Raw genomic sequence first — 15,548 nt, 5'->3', positions numbered from 1 at the left:
ATGGCAATCGCGCTTATCGATTATGGCGCAGGTAATCTTCATTCGGTCCATAATGCGTTAAAGGCGGCGGGCGCGGTGGATGTTGCCATTACGGCTGACCCCGATATGGTTGCGGGGGCGGACCGCATTGTTTTGCCCGGTGTCGGCGCTTTTGCCGCCTGCATGGCCGCATTATCCGCGATTGACGGTATGGTGGAGTCGATGGAGCGCCGGGTGCATGACCATGGCGTGCCGTTTTTGGGCATATGCGTCGGGATGCAGCTGCTCGCCGATGCGGGCGTCGAACATGGTACCCATCCCGGGCTGGGCTGGATTGGCGGCACCGTGCGGCGGATTGAGCCTGCCACCCCCGATATTAAAGTGCCGCATATGGGGTGGAATGATGTCACCCCGGCCCATCCGCACCCGATGGTGGAGGCGGGCGAAGCTTATTTCTTGCATAGCTATCATTTCGATGTGTCGCATGATGCCGATATATTGGCACGGACCGACCATGGCGGCGCTTTGGTCGCGGCGGTCGGGCGCGGCAATGTGATTGGCGTGCAATTCCATCCCGAAAAAAGCCAAGATTACGGGATCAATATGCTGAAAAGGTTTTTGACATGGGCTCCATGATTGTTTTTCCCGCGATCGATTTGAAGGCGGGGCAAGTCGTGCGTTTGGCCGAGGGCGACATGGACCGCGCAACCGTCTATGCCGACGATCCGGCCGCGCAGGCTTTGTTATTTGCCGAGCAAGGCGCAGAATTCCTGCACGTCGTTGACCTTGACGGTGCCTTTGCCGGACGGCCCGAAAATGCCGAGGCGGTCGAGGAGATTGTTGAAAATTTCCCTGGCCATATCCAACTGGGCGGCGGTATTCGCAATGTGGAAACGGTCGAACGCTGGTTTGACCTCGGCGTATCGCGGTTGGTGATTGGTACGGCTGCGTTGAAAGATCCGGAATTTGTCAAAGCCATGGCGCGCGAATTTGAAGGCGGCATTGTCGTCGCCGTCGATGCCCGCGACGGCATGGTCGCCACCGAAGGCTGGGCGGAAAAATCGGATATGCCCGTGCTCGATTTGGCCCGCCGGTTTGAGGATGCGGGCGTCGCGTCGATCCTGTTCACCGATGTTGGGCGCGACGGGATGTTGACCGGCTGTAACATCGAAGCCACGGTAGACCTCGCACGGCAATGCAGCTTACCGGTTATCGCGAGCGGCGGGGTAAAAGGCATTGACGATATCCACGTCCTCAGCCTGCACGCAAAAGACGGCATCGAAGGCGTGATTACCGGCCGCGCGATTTACGACGGCCGTCTCGATCTGGCGACTGCGATTGCAATGGCGGGGCGATCATAAGGTATTAAACTTGCTTCCCTTTATTCCAAATTGAAATAAACCATTAGACACCTTTTGAGATTGCCACTCAATATCTGTCTATATACTTAATATTCGTGCCATCTGTATAGTCAGAGGACGTTTCCGAAGGGCGGGAGCCATTACGAAACCGACAATATTGCTGGATAGAAATGCGTTTCTTTCAACTCTGTTTTTAGCAAGTCGTACATCAGCTGTTAGCACCGACCAATTTCCTTCCTTTCCCAGCGACGTGATCCACTGGAGGTCTGTCACGCCGGCTGAATTGAATTTGTCTCTAAGGGCGATAATTTCATGCTTACCCTCAAAGAGCGCCTGTAATGATCGCGCCATAACTGGTGGAAGGTTCTCGTCGATCAGTAATTTCAATTTTGTGAAGCCAATCGATGTTCAAATTCTATTGCATGTTTAACTTGTCGAAGAGAAATTTCAAATTGGCGCGCAACAGATTTAACGTCACCGTCCGCTTGATATGCTTCCCATAAACGAGCAGTAGGGATAGACGTTTGATCTACGACAGGTTGTCCAAAAGCTAAGTTAGGGTCTATCGAAATTTGTTTATTGCGGCCACTTACATACCATTTGGTGACTGAATTAGAATCAAACTCTAAGTCAACAAAGCTTGGCTTGACAATGGCGTGGAATGCAAGTTGGCCATTTTTCACATCTATTGCTTTCGCGTCATCAGAACCCCAAACTTCCAAAAATAGAGTTCTGCCATCGGTTTTAAATTGATGCGTTGATAACGGATAGTCAGACTCTGCAATCTCCCTTGCGCGAGATAGCAGTGTTCTCACAGCCTGAATGCTCAAGCCTGCTTTTACGAATGCATCTACAAATCGAATTTCAATCAGGTCTAAGAAGCCAAAATAACAATCATCATATTCTGAATAGCGGCTGTTCCATAATGGCGGCTGATTTTTTGCACTGGTGCCGGAACCAGACGTATACCCCTCGAGCCATCGCTTGATTCGTTGGCTTGAAACGCCAGTTAACCTAGCTGCTTCGGCAGGTTGATATGACGCAAAGTTAGTGTGGTTAAATTCCATATAGGCTCTATAGCATCTCAATTATTAAATGAGAATCCCGAATATGACCGTCCGTATCCGCGTTATCCCTTGTCTTGATGTTGCCGGTGGCCGGGTGGTCAAGGGCGTCAATTTCGTCGACCTGAAAGATGCGGGCGATCCGGTGGAGCAGGCGCAGGCCTATGATGCGGCGGGCGCGGATGAGCTTTGCTTTCTTGACATTGGCGCGAGCCATGAAGGGCGCGATACCATCATCGATGTGGTGCGGCGCACAGCCGAGGTCTGCTTCATGCCCGTCACCGTCGGCGGCGGTGTGCGGGGTGCAGAAGATGCGCGCGCGTTATTGTTGGCAGGAGCTGACAAGGTCGCAGTGAACAGCGCAGCAGTCGCTCGGCCGGAAGTCGTGGCCGATATTGCCGAACGCTTTGGCAGCCAATGCTGCACCGCGTCGATTGATGCGAAGCGCAGGGCCGATGGCGGCAATGGCTGGGAAATTTATACCCATGGCGGGCGCCGGCCCACGGGTATTGATGCGCTCGATCATGCGGTAAAACTAGCGCAATTGGGTGCAGGTGAGTTGCTCGTGACCAGCATGGACCGCGATGGGACCAAGGCCGGATTTGATCTTGCGCTGACCCGTGCGATTGCCGATGCCGTATCTGTGCCGGTCATCGCATCGGGCGGCGTGGGCAATTTGCAGCATTTGGTCGACGGCGTGACGCAGGGCCATGCGAGCGCGGTGTTGGCGGCCTCCATATTCCACTTTGGCGAATATCGCATCGCCGACGCGCATACAGCTTTGCGAGAGGCGGGCCTTCCGGCACGGGGGTAGGCCGCTGGGTCGCGATCGGCGCAAAGGGAAGAGAAGGGGGCAGGAATGAAGGACAGCAAGGTCAAGATTTTCTGGCGAATAATTTTGGTAATATTCTACTTATTGGCCGGGATCGCGCATTTGCGATCGCCCGCTGGTTTTCTGGCCATCACCCCGCCATGGGTGCCCTATCCTGCGGAAGTTGTTATGGTAACGGGCATTGCCGAAATAGCCGGAGCCACCGGTTTGATGATCGGACGGTTTCGCTATGCCGCTGGCATCGGGCTTGCGCTATATGCGCTTTGCGTTTGGCCTGCCAATATTCATCATATGGTGAATAATATCGAAGTGGCAGGGCAGGTCGCACCGCTTTGGTATCATGTGCCGCGAATGATTGCGCAGCCCTTCATCATCTGGCTTGCGCTATGGGCGGGCGGCGTGACCGATTGGCCGTTTCGCCGCCGCAGCCCATAATTTACCAACGGATCATCGGCGGTACGATTATCCGCCCAGCGAGCGATGCAATGCCGACCGCCAGAGTGAACCAGAGGCCAGTATAGGCCAAGCTGTCGAAAGGGCAGAAGAAGCTATATGCAAAAGCGCCCATTCCGCCCGCAGCTAGGCCGGTGAGCCAGCCTGCGCGTTTGGCATTGGTCGGTGCGCCCCGGCGTAGAGCCAGCACTATCGGAATGGCGGTGGCCAAAGCGGTGATGCTGCTAAATCCAAAGCAGCGATAGACAGAGGCGGTCGATGCGGTGCTCAGCGTATCATCGCCGGTCATCAGCGCTATGATCCCGCCAAGCGGAAATAGAGCGGCGAAAGCGACGGCAACAATCCAGCCGCTATTCTGTTTGCCAACCGATGGTTTGGCCATTGCCAGAACGCTATATGCGGTTGCCCCGCCGAGCATCGCCAATATCCCCGCTCGCATCAGGAACATGGCGGTCGGCTGACCGGCGAGCAAGTCGACACGGAAATCGCGCAGCAACGATATCGCCGCTATGCCCACCAGTGAAATCATCGCCGCCAGCAACAGCGCTGGCACGGTGCGTACGGGTTGTACCGGGCGCAGGTCATCAACCAGCGCGGAAATATCGAAACCTGTTTTGGTCATGCTATTCATCTTATTCACTTTCAATCAACGCGGCGAGTTTTTTTAGCCCGCGATGGATATTTACTTTTACCAGCGATTCCGATTGTCCGGTTTTTGCACCGGCTTCGGCTATGCTGAGCCCCTGAATTTTGACATATTGGATTACCTCGGCTTGTCCTTCGGGAAGAAGGTTGAGCAGCCGGTCGATACTGATTTTCGCGCCGACGATATCTTCATGGCCTTCCTCGGCAACGTCGAAATCAAGCGCTTTGGCTTCATGCTTATAGGTTTGCCGAAGACGATCGACCCACCGGTAGCGAGCAATCGCGGCAAGCCATGGCAGAAACGCACGGCTGCTATCATAACTGGCCAATTTGCGGTGAACCGACATCAACGTATCTTGGACCAAATCATCGACAGCATCGGCGCTGATTTTCTGCGCATAGAAACGCGACAGCCATTTTCCCGATTCCTCAAGTAATACCGCATAAGACTTTTTGTCGCCGTCTTGCGCCCGGATCATCAACGCGCGCAGGCTTTCCTCCGAGGATCTCATTCGGCAGCTCCTTTTCGTTTTCCGGCGAGCAAATGGTCCAGCGTTAACAGACCGCCGCCGCGCACGATAAGGGTGAGGGCGAGGACAACCCAGAGAATATGCACGCTCCACCAGGCTTCGGGATAGACGAAAAACTGTATGACCAATGTCATCACGAGCAATCCCGCTGCACCGAAACGTGTGAACAGGCCGAGAATAATCAAAATCGGCAGGAAATGTTCAGCATAAGTAGCGATCAATCCCGTGACTTCGGGGAACGGCATGCCATATTCGTCGCGGAATAAATCGACCGTCAATTCCTTCATTTGCAGCCAGCTGCCATCCTCAACCTTCGTCCGGGCGGAGCGCCAGAATATCCCGGCAAGTGCGATGCGCACGAATAACAGGCTGATCGCCTCTGCCGCTCTGCCAGAAATCACCGCTACCGCTTTGTCATATAGCCCGACTATTTTCTTCATCCATCATACCTTCCTGGTCAGTCGCTGATCTAGTCAAGCGGCGCTATAACAAGCGCTCCAGCCCCGATCAGGGTCAATATTGGCTCCAGCGGAGCGTCTTCTCCTCCTTGTTCGAGGATGGCCGACAAAAGGTTACTGATGGATGTCATTTTATTGCAGAGTGCGAATATCAAGCCAGTCAACTCGTCCAGCGGTTCCAACAGCACTTGCCTATCAGGCCGCGTGATGAGCAGCGCTGCGGCATCGGAGCAGTGCGGCGCACTTGATAACTGCTCCATAAGCAGCGCGGGCATAGGTGCATATAAAGGAACTGTGAGCGCGGCAGGGTGACGAATCAGTGTCAGCGCCAGCATCGCGGTTTCATCCAAACCGCCCAAATCGGCCAATTGCATAGCTTGCGCATCGGCGGCATTATAGCTGGTTAGCCATGCCCATTCGATTTGCGCCAATATCTGCGTTGAATGATCCGCGCTGGTTGTTTCTAAATAGGCCGGAAAAGCCGCGCCGATCCGGTTGGCATCGCTGGCCCGTGCGGGCGGCGTTTCCACATATTCGCGCGCAATGGCGTTAAAATCGGTGTCGCCCATATGAGCGCGCGTCAACGGGAAACTATCCTCCAGCGCGGTAAGCCGGGCGTAGCTGATGCTATTCGCATGGGCTTTTAGGCCGAGCAGCACCCGGTCCAAGGGCCCGTCAAACAGCGCCGGATCGAGCGCGTCGGGCCCATTATTAATGGTATCGACAAAGTTATTTAGCGCCCTCGCAAAATGGCTATCCGGCATGAACCGGCTCCAGTAGGGGAGCGAGCGTAGCGACTTCGTCCATCACCGCCTGCGCCTTCGCCGCCTCGGCGATCAGCGTTTGATAGGCGGGAACATCGGTGTCCCATTCAATCAAAACCGGCTTTGGCCCACTGCGTGCAATAAACCGCTCGAATAGCTGCCAAGTGACATCGCTCACCGCGCTGCCATGGTCATCGATTTTCAGCGGGCCGCTATCATGCGTTTCCGTGGCATGGCCAGCCAAATGGATTTCGCCCACCCAGTCAGGGTCAATCGCATCGACATATACTGCGGCAGAAAAGTTCAGATTGCACGCCGACACTTCAACATTGTTGATGTCGAAAATCAGGCCGCATCCGGTGCGGCGGATCAGCCGTTCGATAAATTCGATCTCGCTCATCTGATCACCTTGATAGGCGAGATAGCGCGACGGATTTTCGATGAGCATCGCTCGTTTCAACCGGCTCTGCACGCGGTCAATTTGGGCCGCAAAATGGTCAAGCGCAGCGTGGGTATAGGGTATGGGGAGCAGATCGGCGAACCGGTCATGCGCATTGCCCGAAAAGCTCAGATGGTCGGACACAGATGCCGGATTATAGCGTTCACAAAGGCCAGCGATTTTTCCTAAATCATACTCATTCAATCCATCTGCGCTGCCCAGTGACAGGCCGACCGAATGGAAACTGATGGGATAGAGATCGGCGATGGCGGTCAGCCAGTGATGAGGCGGGCCGCCATCGCCGAAGTAATTTTGCGGATGCACCTCTAGCCAAAAGGGGTTGGTTTGGCCATTTCGATCCAGCACATCGTGATAATGCGCAGCTTTTAACCCAATACCGGCGGCAGGGGGAAGACCGCTGGATTGATGATGTGCATTATCGGCAGGTTTCGTTGGCATCCGCAAAATATAGACCTATCAGCCTTTCTGTGGAACCGGTTTTGCATTGCCCTTTTTCGGAGCCAGCGAGCCGCCCATTTTTACGCAAGAACCTTTGGCAACATATTTCCACGCATTGCCTTGATAATCGATTGTAGATGTTCCTGCGCAGCTGGTACCGGGGCCAGCGGCGCAATCATTTTTGCCCTTCAGCGATACGCCATAGCATTTTTCTTTCGAAGATTGCGCGGTGGCCGGAGCAGCAACCATGGTCGCAGCCGCCGACAAAGCAGCGGCGGCGGCGGTGATTTTGATCAGAGTATTGGACATCGTATTTCCTTCAAATTTTCTGCGCCGGGTTGCAGCGCCGGGGATTTGTTGAAGCGCAGTTGCATTGCGCGTTCCCCCTATGGTTCGCCGCACCTGTTATCATGGTTACGGCTGTCCCAAAAAAATTTTCTCACAATGAATGGCGGCGAATCCTTGACGTGGGGATTTGAGCGCCTATCTGCACTCTCGTTAGCACTCAAAATCAGTGAGTGCTAAAAACCCATTTTGAGCAACTGATATTATAGAAAGGTACAACATGGCATTTCGTCCGTTGCATGACCGCGTTCTCGTCCGCCGTGTCGAGGCAGAAGCAAAAACCGCTGGAGGGATCATCATCCCCGATAGCGCGCAGGAAAAACCGCAAGAAGGCGAAGTCGTCGCCGTTGGCGCTGGCACCAAGGCCGAAGATGGCAAGGTAACGCCGCTGGACGTCAAGACCGGCGACCGTATCCTATTTGGCAAATGGTCGGGCACCGAAGTCAAGCTTGATGGTGAAGACCTTATCATCATGCAGGAAAAAGACATTTTGGGCATCGTTGCCTAATTTCTCCCTCTAAAGAATAAAGGAACAAAATCATGGCTGCAAAAGACGTGAAATTTGGCCGCGATGCGCGGGAACGCATTTTGAAGGGCGTTGATACGCTCGCCGACGCGGTAAAAGTGACCTTGGGCCCCAAAGGGCGCAATGTTGTTATCGATAAAAGCTTTGGCGCACCGCGCATCACCAAAGACGGCGTGACCGTTGCCAAAGAAATTGAGCTGAAAGACAAGTTCGAAAATATGGGCGCGCAAATGATCCGCGAAGTCGCCAGCAAGGCGAATGACGCGGCCGGTGACGGCACCACCACTGCGACCGTATTGGCGCAGGCAATTGTCCGCGAAGGCATGAAGTCGGTTGCAGCGGGCATGAACCCAATGGACCTGAAGCGCGGCGTCGATTTGGCCGTGACCAAGGTTGTGGAAGACCTAAAAAAACGCTCCAAGCCCGTATCGGGCAGCGCGGAAATTTCGCAAGTTGGCGTGATTTCGGCCAATGGCGATACGGTTGTCGGCGAAAAAATTGCTGAAGCAATGGACAAGGTTGGCAAAGAAGGCGTCATCACCGTTGAAGAAGCCAAGGGCCTCGAATTCGAGCTGGACGTTGTTGAAGGTATGCAGTTTGACCGCGGTTACCTGTCACCTTACTTTATCACCAACACCGAAAAAATGTCGGTGGAACTCGACAATCCCTATATCCTGATCCACGAGAAAAAGCTGTCGTCGTTGCAGCCGATGCTCCCAATTTTGGAAGCAGCGATGCAATCTGGCCGTCCGCTGCTGATCATTGCAGAGGATATTGAAGGCGAAGCGCTGGCAACTCTTGTCGTCAACAAGCTGCGCGGTGGTTTGAAAATCGCGGCTGTAAAAGCCCCCGGTTTTGGCGATCGCCGTAAAGCGATGTTGGAAGATATTTCGATCCTTACCAAAGGCGAAATGGTCAGCGAAGAGCTGGGCATTACGCTCGATAAGGTAACGCTCGATATGCTGGGTCAAGCCAAGCGCGTCACCATCGACAAAGACAATACCGTCATTGTCGACGGCGCTGGTGAAGCCGACGCGATCAAGGCCCGCGTTGAAGCGATCCGGGCACAGATCGAAACCACGACTTCCGATTATGACAAAGAGAAGTTGCAGGAACGTCTGGCCAAATTGGCTGGCGGCGTTGCCGTCATCAAGGTTGGCGGCGCGTCTGAAGTCGAAGTGAAAGAGCGCAAGGACCGCGTTGACGACGCATTGCATGCCACCCGTGCCGCTGTCGAAGAAGGCATCGTCCCTGGCGGCGGTACAGCACTGCTTTACGCAACCAAAGCGCTCGCTGGCTTGAAGGGCAGCAATGATGACCAGACACGCGGTATCGACATCGTGCGTCAGGCGATCATGGCACCTGTCCGTCAAATCGCCAGCAATGCCGGTTTCGATGGAGCCGTTGTTTCGGGCAATTTGCTGCGCGAAGATGACGAAAGCCAAGGCTTTAACGCCGCGACTGACGTCTATGAAAATCTCGTCGCAGCAGGCGTGATCGACCCCACCAAGGTTGTCCGCACCGCGTTGCAGGACGCCGCATCGGTTGCTGGCTTGCTGATCACCACTGAAGCCGCGATTACCGACGCACCGGAAGATAAAGCCGGCGGCGGTATGCCCGACATGGGCGGCATGGGCGGCGGCATGGGCGGCATGGGCTTCTAAAGCCAGCTCGTCTTTGACGCGAATAAAAATAGGGCCGGAGGGGCAACCTTCCGGCCTTTTTATGTCTCAAAAACAGTGAGATATTTCACGCAAAGGCGCGAAGATTTTTAAGAGCGAACCCCTATGGCTGAAATCGCCGCAGTTACCCAACCGCCGGATAAGGCGCTGCGCGCATTGTAAGAAATTGGCATTCTTTCTGAATCTTTGCGGCTTTGCGTGAAATAGGCCGCGCAAAAGCTCAATTGAGCGTGATCCGGCGTTGAAGGCCGGCTTTTTACTCCCTTGCGGTCAACTCAGCAAAAGCCCATATTACCATCATGATAAAGCGGCTTGCTCCTATTTTTGTTATCTGTCTGATTATGGCGGGGGTACATATCGTCAATATGCTGTCGGGCGGCTCGCTATCTGCTTTTGGCGTTCACCCGCGCGAGTTGAGCAGCATCCCTGCCATTGCGGCCGCACCGTGGCTGCACGGCGATGTGATGCATTTGGTCAATAACCTGATCGTCTTTGCCGTGCTGGGATCTGTTTGCATGGTCTATGGCCTGCGCCATTTTATTGTGGCCAGCCTGCAGATCATTGCCATTTCCGGCCTGTGCGTTTGGTTATTCGGGCGCGATGGTTTGCATTTGGGGGCGAGCGGATGGATATTTGGCCTATGGGCGCTGATCATCGCCATGGCATGGTTTGAACGCAGCATCCGCAATATCGCCATCGCGATCATCATCATCGCGCTATATGGCACCATGATATTTGGCCTGCTGCCTACTGATCGTTTCATATCCTTTGAAGCCCATATTTTCGGCGCATTGGGGGGCGTGTTTGCAGCATGGCGGTTGACCAAAGCGCCCGATTTACAGCTTGCCGTCAAACCAGCGCGCAGCCGGGAAACCGATTTGAAATTCTGGTCCTAACCCGCCACCCAATTGCCGTGAAAACCCGGCGGGACGCGGTGCGGGATATGAACAGATGCCACCGGCGCACCTTCAAAATCCATGGCATCGAGGATCACATAGTCGGTGGTATCGTCCGTCATATTGATTACAAAACCCATTAACCAGCCATCGCCTTCGGGCGCATCATTGCTGCGCGGAACAAAAACAAATTCGCCCGGATTGCGGCCGGGGCCAAAATCTTGCACTTGCCGCGTGCCCTCGACCAAATCATGGCGGAATAGCCGCGTATCCGCATGGTGATCGAACAGCTCCTCCATCACCAGCGCGGTGGTAAAGGCATAGCGATAGGCTTTGCCGATGAAGCGTTCATCGGGGCGCGGAAATTCCTGCGCCTCGGCATCAATTATTGCGCGGCTTACATGCTGTGTCTTTATATCGATGGTCCAGCGTTCAAACGGGCATTGGTTGGAATCGGGGCCAACCTTGCTGCTGGCAAACATGGTGTCATGGGCACATAGATCGATGACCACAGTGCCTGCATCCGTTTCATAGGCGTTCGCGAAATGAAACACCGCGCAAGGATCGACATGGCACCATAGAATGTCAGCGCCGCGTCCGTCCTTTGGCAGCAATCCCACGCGGGCTTTATGCTTGGGATTCCAAACATAGGGAAATCCATAACCCGCCAGTAGCCGCGTCATTGAAAATGTCACCGGCAGGTCGAGTATGATCACGTAATTTTGCGTAATCATGCAATCATGGATCAGCGGGCCATTCTGCACGCGGATAGGCTCTTCGCGCCGGACGCGTCCATCTTTATCCACCACAATATGCCAGATCGTATCTTGCACATCACCCTTGTAACAAATGGCATGGAGTTCGCCCGTTTCAGGGTCCAAATGCGGATGCGCGGTAAAGCTATTTTGCAATGTCCCGCCAAATGGATCATGCGCCACGGTATTGAGATCATCGTCCAAATGCACAGGATACGCGCCAGCCTCGACAAGGCCATAGATTTTCCCGGCATGAGCCAGCACATTGGTGTTTGCCGTATCGAATAGCGGACTGCGCGGTCCGGGGGCAGGCGGTTCACCCAATTGCGCACTGACCGCGTTGGAGCGCAGCCACCGGTTTTTATACCACAGCGCCTTGCCATCTTGAATGCGGACACCGTGGACCATGCCGTCGCCAGTGAACCAATGATGGGTCGCGGGATTGGCCGCAATCGGATTGGGGCCAATGCGCAAATAGCGGCCATTTAGCTCCGCCGGAATGCGGCCCGTCACCGTCAGCGTCTCCAGCGTTTTTTCCTCCGTCATCGGCGTGTGCGGACCGGTGAGGAAAGGGTGAGGGGCATCGGCCACTTTGGCCCTTGTTCGGTTAAACTCGGCAATTTTCAATATCGCAGGAGTAACGGCCTTGCGGATCATCGCTTCGACGGCGGAGGGCATATACGAACTCCTTGTTGCAGGACCATGGGATTATGTTTACGTTGCTAACATGGGATCAAAAGATAACAGCGTCAACATTAAAAATGATACCCCGCGTTACCATCATGGCGACCTGCGCGGTGCATTGATTGCCGCGGGGTTGGAACTGATTAAAGAGCGGGCAGCCGATGATCTTTCTTTGCGTGAGGTTGCCCGTCATGTTGGGGTCAGCGCCACCGCCATATATCGCCATTTTCCCGATAAGCAGGCGCTGCTTTTCGCTCTGTGTGAGCGCGGGGCGCAGGATATGGCTGCCCTGCAACAGGCCGCCGTGGATGAGGCCGGCGGCGGAGAGGCGGGTTTTCGGGCGGCGGGCCGCGCCTATATCCTGTTCGCGCTGGCCAATCCCGGGCTATACCGGTTGATGATGGCGACGAAGGCATCGGCGGACCATTATGACGCCAACGCGTCCGCGATGGAGGCACCGATGACGATATTGCACAATTGCGTGTCCGCCGTCCTGCCCGCAGGTGCAGGGCCCTTGCAGCATAAGGTGACGGGGCTGCACGCTTGGTCGATGGTGCACGGCATATCGATGCTGATGCTCGATGGCCTGGTCGCGCCCGATGGGGAGGTGATTGACGCCCTAGTGCAAATGCCGATTGATCGGCGGGGGCAGTGAAACGGTGATGTGGCGGATTATTTCCGGAATAATCCTAGGTGTTCAGTCCCGGCATTTGATGGTGTAATATTTAGTAAACTGGCACCGTAATTCCTACTGGACCTGCTCATAATCTATAATCCGAACAACAATAATCTCACTTAATGAGGCACCGTCTTTCTCAACAATGCGATAGCTACCAGAAATCGTCATTTTTATCGGCGTTCCGCCGTGCAATGAGTTAAAACGCATCTGCTTTAACAGGGCAGCGTATTGATCTGTGTAGAGTCCACTTTTCGAGAAATCGACAGCAAAAGTACGCTTTGGACAATTCTCAATCCTCAAATAATCGCCATGCCGATCGGGGTAGATTGATACGGTGAGCTGAGTAAAATTTAGCGCTGCAGATTGAAGGTTTTCACAAACGGCTTCCTCACGAGCGGAAGCCTGAGCTGCGTGCACGCAGCCACTCAAAAGAATGGCCGAAAGAGAAACGAAAATTCGTAACATTGCTACAGTGGCTCCACTATTAAAGGTTTAAATTATTTGCAAATCGCATGAGAAGAACCGGAAAATTTTATACTTTACTTTGAATTACGCACTGTCCTCGGGATTTTTTCGGGAACAGGAGGTTCGCTTTGCCCCCGTCTCAATTTGTTATGGCTTCGCGGCTGCGGGAACAACATCACTGTCATCTGTTTGCACAGGCCGGACAATGCAAAAATGGTAGTCGGCGTGAATAGCTGGAAAAACACATATTATAAATGCCGTGTTAACCATAATTTAACGCAATATATCCAAATGGGTTTCAACGGTTTCAATTTATTCCGGCTTGGATAGCTACATGGCAGATGGTTTTTTTGATCCCCCCATTTTTATCAAAGAATTACAGTCGAAAACCGTTGACCTAGCCGCAACGCCCTATTTTTTTAACGATGGGGGGACTCCGACTTATCTTGCGCAGGTGCCGAACGGCGTGACGCCGCTCATTCCTGCTCCTACCGACCCAAATATTGCCATTGGCCGCGAATATGATGTTTGTGGTACTATCAGCGTAAAACCCACACCGCCTTATGGTGTCGAAACGCAGCTTGGCTTTGTCGGCGACGAAATAATTTTTGATCCCCATTGGGCAACACGGGAAAATGCCGCTGCTTTTGGTATTACATTGGTGCAAGAAGGTGAGCTAGTCGAGCTTAGCAGCCCGCAAATACAATTGTCGCAGATTGAATATGAATACGGTGTTTTTGCAGGCCATTGGTCGCCCTATCAAGACGTTGGTAATACGCTATTGAGCGTGGTGTGCACCGATTTGGAGCACCATGATTTCCCGCATATTTTTGCATCAACCGATCCTGAATTTCCGCTGGTGATATCGGTTGCCCGCTATTGGCCAAAGCACGAGAAGATCCGGCTGGCTGATTTATGGGTTCCGCGCGGATCGGCACTCTATATTCCGCCAATGCCAGCGGTGATGGGCAGTGATTGCATTGACTTGCACAATAACCGAAATTCGGCGCGCGCCTGTTGGGGCGATATCCGTCAAAATGCGCTTCAAACGCACACTCTGCTTCAGACGGAAGGCACATTTACCAATTGGTTTTGGAACCCGAAACCGACCACGCATAGCAATTTGTAAGAAAAGGCGATCCCCATGAATATGCAAACCCTCAACAACGAATTTTCCGCCCTGAATGCGCGTTTTGATAGCGGCGGCGATTTGGCGGTTTACAAAACATTGTTGGAGTCGACCAACGCGATCCCATGGAAAATTGATTGGGCCACAATGCAATTTTCCTATATCGGACCGCAAATTGAACCTTTGCTTGGATGGGCACAAGACAGCTGGAAAACCGTCGAAGATTGGTCGTCGCGTATGCATGAAGATGACCGGGAATTTGCGGTGAATTACTGCGTTTCGCAATCGGTTGCCGGGCTCGATCATGAGATGGATTACCGGGCACTGACAAAAGACAATGGCTATGTCTGGATCCGCGATGTCATCCATGTCGTTCGCAATGATGCGGGCGAGGTTGATTGCTTGATCGGTTTTATGTTCGACATTAGCGAGCGTAAAAAGATCGAACAGGAGCTGGTCAGCTTACAAGAAAAACTAGAACGCCTGTCTTACGAAGACGGCTTAACCGGCCTGTCCAACCGCCGTATGTTTGACAAATACCTGGCAGACGAATGGGCCAATGTTGGCGACGCCACTAAACCCCTGTCATTGATCATGCTGGATATCGACCATTTCAAACAATATAATGATTTTTACGGCCACTTACAGGGCGATGAATGTCTGAAATCGGTAGCAGCCGCGTTGAAAACTGTGGCGAAAAACGACCGCGATATTGTTGCCCGGTTTGGCGGCGAAGAATTCGTCTTGCTGCTCCCCGGAACGAATGATGCAGAGGCAGTTGCGGTCGCAAATGAATGTTTGAACCAGATAGCCGCGTTAAAACTACCCCACGAAAAGTCAGCAACCAGCCCGCATGTAACGGCCAGCGTTGGGGTGAAAACTATCGTGCCGCCAGCAGGCATGGTGCCCAGTGATTTTGTCAAATCGGTCGATAAGTTACTGTACACGGCTAAAAATACCGGACGTAACACAGTCGTGTCATCGGGGGCAATATAATCCCTCGAACTCCGGTGACATTGCGTAATTGATGTAGCCACTCTCCTAGTTAGCACGGAGTCGCAATGGAGCGCTCCAAAGGAGGAGAGTGACCGATGAGTATATTTGCAGGTTTGGATGTATCTGACAAGACGTGCCACATATGCGTGGTTGATGGCGGTGGTGTTGTTATCCGCCGCGATGTGGTGGCGAGTGATCCGGATGTTTTGGCAAAATGGCTGGCGAAGCATGCAGCAGGCCTTGAGCGGGTGGTGCTGGAAACAGGGCCGCTATCGACCTTTTTGTATCACGGCCTTGCGGAGCGGGGTGTGCCGGTGGTGTGCATCTGCGCGCGCCATGCCAAGAAAGCGCTTTCGGCGCGGGTGAACAAGAGCGATGTGAACGATGCCGAGAGTTTGGCGCAGCTG

At 53.7% G+C, this 15,548-nt stretch carries 21 protein-coding genes; 11 read left to right on the top strand and 10 right to left on the bottom strand.

Annotated elements, in window-relative coordinates; all coding sequences use genetic code 11:
- A complete protein-coding gene (hisH, locus tag ACFOWX_RS00170; RefSeq protein WP_381420431.1) occupies positions 1 to 615 on the top strand; it encodes an imidazole glycerol phosphate synthase subunit HisH in 615 nt (204 codons plus the stop codon).
- Positions 612 to 1,340: a 1-(5-phosphoribosyl)-5-[(5-phosphoribosylamino)methylideneamino]imidazole-4-carboxamide isomerase gene (gene hisA / locus ACFOWX_RS00165; RefSeq protein ID WP_381420556.1), complete on the top strand. Its 729-nt coding sequence runs from the start codon at positions 612 to 614 to the stop codon at positions 1,338 to 1,340. The genes hisH and hisA overlap by 4 nt, the downstream gene beginning before the upstream one ends.
- Before the next feature lie 78 nt (positions 1,341 to 1,418).
- On the opposite strand, the gene ACFOWX_RS00160 is transcribed toward hisA, so the two are convergent.
- Both ACFOWX_RS00160 and ACFOWX_RS00155 read right to left on the bottom strand, forming a co-directional pair.
- Complete coding sequence (locus ACFOWX_RS00160) at positions 1,419 to 1,727, bottom strand: PIN-like domain-containing protein (protein ID WP_381420430.1); 309 nt, start codon at positions 1,725 to 1,727, stop codon at positions 1,419 to 1,421.
- A complete protein-coding gene (locus ACFOWX_RS00155) occupies positions 1,724 to 2,407 on the bottom strand; it encodes a DUF433 domain-containing protein (RefSeq protein WP_381420429.1) in 684 nt (227 codons plus the stop codon). Before ACFOWX_RS00155 ends, ACFOWX_RS00160 begins: the two co-directional genes overlap by 4 nt.
- Positions 2,408 to 2,450: 43 nt before the next feature.
- Between ACFOWX_RS00155 and hisF the strand changes: the two genes are divergently transcribed.
- Together hisF and ACFOWX_RS00145 are read left to right on the top strand one after the other, a co-directional pair.
- Complete coding sequence (gene hisF / locus ACFOWX_RS00150; RefSeq protein ID WP_381420428.1) at positions 2,451 to 3,218, top strand: imidazole glycerol phosphate synthase subunit HisF; 768 nt, start codon at positions 2,451 to 2,453, stop codon at positions 3,216 to 3,218.
- Positions 3,219 to 3,263: 45 nt separating this feature from the next.
- Positions 3,264 to 3,671, top strand: a complete 408-nt coding sequence (locus tag ACFOWX_RS00145) for a DoxX family protein (protein WP_381420427.1) — start codon at positions 3,264 to 3,266, stop codon at positions 3,669 to 3,671.
- Position 3,672: 1 nt separating this feature from the next.
- Here the strand turns inward: ACFOWX_RS00145 and ACFOWX_RS00140 are convergent, their stop codons facing one another.
- Genes ACFOWX_RS00140 through ACFOWX_RS00115 form a run of 6 tightly spaced genes read right to left on the bottom strand, consistent with a single transcriptional unit; the run spans position 3,673 to position 7,293 of the window.
- Complete coding sequence (locus ACFOWX_RS00140) at positions 3,673 to 4,311, bottom strand: NrsF family protein (RefSeq protein ID WP_381420426.1); 639 nt, start codon at positions 4,309 to 4,311, stop codon at positions 3,673 to 3,675.
- Between the two features lie 10 nt (positions 4,312 to 4,321).
- Positions 4,322 to 4,846 (bottom strand): sigma-70 family RNA polymerase sigma factor, encoded by a 525-nt coding sequence (locus ACFOWX_RS00135; protein WP_381420425.1) that lies wholly within the window; start codon positions 4,844 to 4,846, stop codon positions 4,322 to 4,324.
- Positions 4,843 to 5,304 (bottom strand): DoxX family protein, encoded by a 462-nt coding sequence (locus tag ACFOWX_RS00130; RefSeq protein ID WP_381420424.1) that lies wholly within the window; start codon positions 5,302 to 5,304, stop codon positions 4,843 to 4,845. The genes ACFOWX_RS00135 and ACFOWX_RS00130 overlap by 4 nt, the downstream gene beginning before the upstream one ends.
- 29 nt (positions 5,305 to 5,333) lie before the next feature.
- Positions 5,334 to 6,086: an HvfC/BufC N-terminal domain-containing protein gene (locus ACFOWX_RS00125; protein ID WP_381420423.1), complete on the bottom strand. Its 753-nt coding sequence runs from the start codon at positions 6,084 to 6,086 to the stop codon at positions 5,334 to 5,336.
- A complete protein-coding gene (bufB, locus tag ACFOWX_RS00120; protein WP_381420422.1) occupies positions 6,076 to 6,984 on the bottom strand; it encodes an MNIO family bufferin maturase in 909 nt (302 codons plus the stop codon). The genes ACFOWX_RS00125 and bufB overlap by 11 nt, the downstream gene beginning before the upstream one ends.
- Positions 6,985 to 7,002: 18 nt before the next feature.
- The gene (locus tag ACFOWX_RS00115) at positions 7,003 to 7,293 is read right to left on the bottom strand and encodes a BufA1 family periplasmic bufferin-type metallophore (protein WP_381420421.1); all 291 of its coding nucleotides are present in this window, start codon (positions 7,291 to 7,293) and stop codon (positions 7,003 to 7,005) included.
- Between the two features lie 256 nt (positions 7,294 to 7,549).
- Between ACFOWX_RS00115 and groES the strand changes: the two genes are divergently transcribed.
- From groES to ACFOWX_RS00100, 3 genes are all read left to right on the top strand, one after another.
- Positions 7,550 to 7,837: a co-chaperone GroES gene (gene groES, locus ACFOWX_RS00110; RefSeq protein WP_381420420.1), complete on the top strand. Its 288-nt coding sequence runs from the start codon at positions 7,550 to 7,552 to the stop codon at positions 7,835 to 7,837.
- 32 nt (positions 7,838 to 7,869) lie between these two features.
- The gene (gene groL / locus ACFOWX_RS00105) at positions 7,870 to 9,519 is read left to right on the top strand and encodes a chaperonin GroEL (RefSeq protein ID WP_381420419.1); all 1,650 of its coding nucleotides are present in this window, start codon (positions 7,870 to 7,872) and stop codon (positions 9,517 to 9,519) included.
- Positions 9,520 to 9,836: 317 nt separating this feature from the next.
- On the top strand, positions 9,837 to 10,433 hold the full coding sequence (locus ACFOWX_RS00100; RefSeq protein WP_381420418.1) for a rhomboid family intramembrane serine protease: 597 nt from the start codon (positions 9,837 to 9,839) through the stop codon (positions 10,431 to 10,433).
- Here the strand turns inward: ACFOWX_RS00100 and ACFOWX_RS00095 are convergent.
- The gene (locus tag ACFOWX_RS00095) at positions 10,430 to 11,866 is read right to left on the bottom strand and encodes an 8'-apo-carotenoid 13,14-cleaving dioxygenase (protein ID WP_381420417.1); all 1,437 of its coding nucleotides are present in this window, start codon (positions 11,864 to 11,866) and stop codon (positions 10,430 to 10,432) included. The genes ACFOWX_RS00100 and ACFOWX_RS00095 overlap by 4 nt on opposite strands.
- On the opposite strand from ACFOWX_RS00095, the gene ACFOWX_RS00090 reads away from it, so the two are divergent.
- On the top strand, positions 11,835 to 12,527 hold the full coding sequence (locus ACFOWX_RS00090) for a TetR/AcrR family transcriptional regulator (protein WP_381420416.1): 693 nt from the start codon (positions 11,835 to 11,837) through the stop codon (positions 12,525 to 12,527). The genes ACFOWX_RS00095 and ACFOWX_RS00090 overlap by 32 nt on opposite strands.
- Before the next feature lie 93 nt (positions 12,528 to 12,620).
- Here ACFOWX_RS00090 and ACFOWX_RS00085 read toward each other — a convergent pair whose 3' ends face one another.
- Positions 12,621 to 13,016, bottom strand: coding sequence for a hypothetical protein (locus ACFOWX_RS00085; protein WP_381420415.1), 396 nt, complete (start codon positions 13,014 to 13,016; stop codon positions 12,621 to 12,623).
- Between the two features lie 334 nt (positions 13,017 to 13,350).
- Between ACFOWX_RS00085 and ACFOWX_RS00080 the strand changes: the two genes are divergently transcribed.
- The 3 genes from ACFOWX_RS00080 to ACFOWX_RS00070 all read left to right on the top strand — a co-directional run.
- Positions 13,351 to 14,145, top strand: coding sequence for a hypothetical protein (locus tag ACFOWX_RS00080; RefSeq protein WP_381420414.1), 795 nt, complete (start codon positions 13,351 to 13,353; stop codon positions 14,143 to 14,145).
- Between the two features lie 15 nt (positions 14,146 to 14,160).
- Positions 14,161 to 15,141, top strand: a complete 981-nt coding sequence (locus ACFOWX_RS00075) for a GGDEF domain-containing protein (protein WP_381420413.1) — start codon at positions 14,161 to 14,163, stop codon at positions 15,139 to 15,141.
- 95 nt (positions 15,142 to 15,236) lie between these two features.
- The coding region (locus ACFOWX_RS00070) for an IS110 family transposase (RefSeq protein ID WP_381420412.1) at positions 15,237 to 15,548 on the top strand (312 nt) is incomplete at its 3' end.

The sequence above is a fragment of the Sphingorhabdus arenilitoris genome (genome assembly GCF_042651485.1).
Taxonomy (GTDB): domain Bacteria; phylum Pseudomonadota; class Alphaproteobacteria; order Sphingomonadales; family Sphingomonadaceae; genus Sphingorhabdus_B; species Sphingorhabdus_B arenilitoris.
Note: the sequence above shows the minus strand (reverse complement) of the source record. Positions and strands in the feature narration are given on the sequence as shown.

Bases quoted from the DNA above. Each gene is read 5' to 3' on its own strand.
- hisH (WP_381420431.1), top strand. From the start codon at position 1: ATGGCAATCGCGCTTATCGATTATGGCGCAGGTAATCTTCATTCGGTC.
- hisA (WP_381420556.1), top strand. From the start codon at position 612: ATGATTGTTTTTCCCGCGATCGATTTGAAGGCGGGGCAAGTCGTGCGT.
- ACFOWX_RS00155 (WP_381420429.1), bottom strand. From the start codon at position 2,407: ATGGAATTTAACCACACTAACTTTGCGTCATATCAACCTGCCGAAGCA.
- hisF (WP_381420428.1), top strand. From the start codon at position 2,451: ATGACCGTCCGTATCCGCGTTATCCCTTGTCTTGATGTTGCCGGTGGC.
- ACFOWX_RS00145 (WP_381420427.1), top strand. From the start codon at position 3,264: ATGAAGGACAGCAAGGTCAAGATTTTCTGGCGAATAATTTTGGTAATA.
- ACFOWX_RS00140 (WP_381420426.1), bottom strand. From the start codon at position 4,311: ATGACCAAAACAGGTTTCGATATTTCCGCGCTGGTTGATGACCTGCGC.
- ACFOWX_RS00135 (WP_381420425.1), bottom strand. From the start codon at position 4,846: ATGAGATCCTCGGAGGAAAGCCTGCGCGCGTTGATGATCCGGGCGCAA.
- ACFOWX_RS00130 (WP_381420424.1), bottom strand. From the start codon at position 5,304: ATGAAGAAAATAGTCGGGCTATATGACAAAGCGGTAGCGGTGATTTCT.
- ACFOWX_RS00125 (WP_381420423.1), bottom strand. From the start codon at position 6,086: ATGCCGGATAGCCATTTTGCGAGGGCGCTAAATAACTTTGTCGATACC.
- bufB (WP_381420422.1), bottom strand. From the start codon at position 6,984: ATGCCAACGAAACCTGCCGATAATGCACATCATCAATCCAGCGGTCTT.
- ACFOWX_RS00115 (WP_381420421.1), bottom strand. From the start codon at position 7,293: ATGTCCAATACTCTGATCAAAATCACCGCCGCCGCCGCTGCTTTGTCG.
- groES (WP_381420420.1), top strand. From the start codon at position 7,550: ATGGCATTTCGTCCGTTGCATGACCGCGTTCTCGTCCGCCGTGTCGAG.
- groL (WP_381420419.1), top strand. From the start codon at position 7,870: ATGGCTGCAAAAGACGTGAAATTTGGCCGCGATGCGCGGGAACGCATT.
- ACFOWX_RS00100 (WP_381420418.1), top strand. From the start codon at position 9,837: ATGATAAAGCGGCTTGCTCCTATTTTTGTTATCTGTCTGATTATGGCG.
- ACFOWX_RS00095 (WP_381420417.1), bottom strand. From the start codon at position 11,866: ATGCCCTCCGCCGTCGAAGCGATGATCCGCAAGGCCGTTACTCCTGCG.
- ACFOWX_RS00085 (WP_381420415.1), bottom strand. From the start codon at position 13,016: ATGTTACGAATTTTCGTTTCTCTTTCGGCCATTCTTTTGAGTGGCTGC.
- ACFOWX_RS00080 (WP_381420414.1), top strand. From the start codon at position 13,351: ATGGCAGATGGTTTTTTTGATCCCCCCATTTTTATCAAAGAATTACAG.
- ACFOWX_RS00075 (WP_381420413.1), top strand. From the start codon at position 14,161: ATGAATATGCAAACCCTCAACAACGAATTTTCCGCCCTGAATGCGCGT.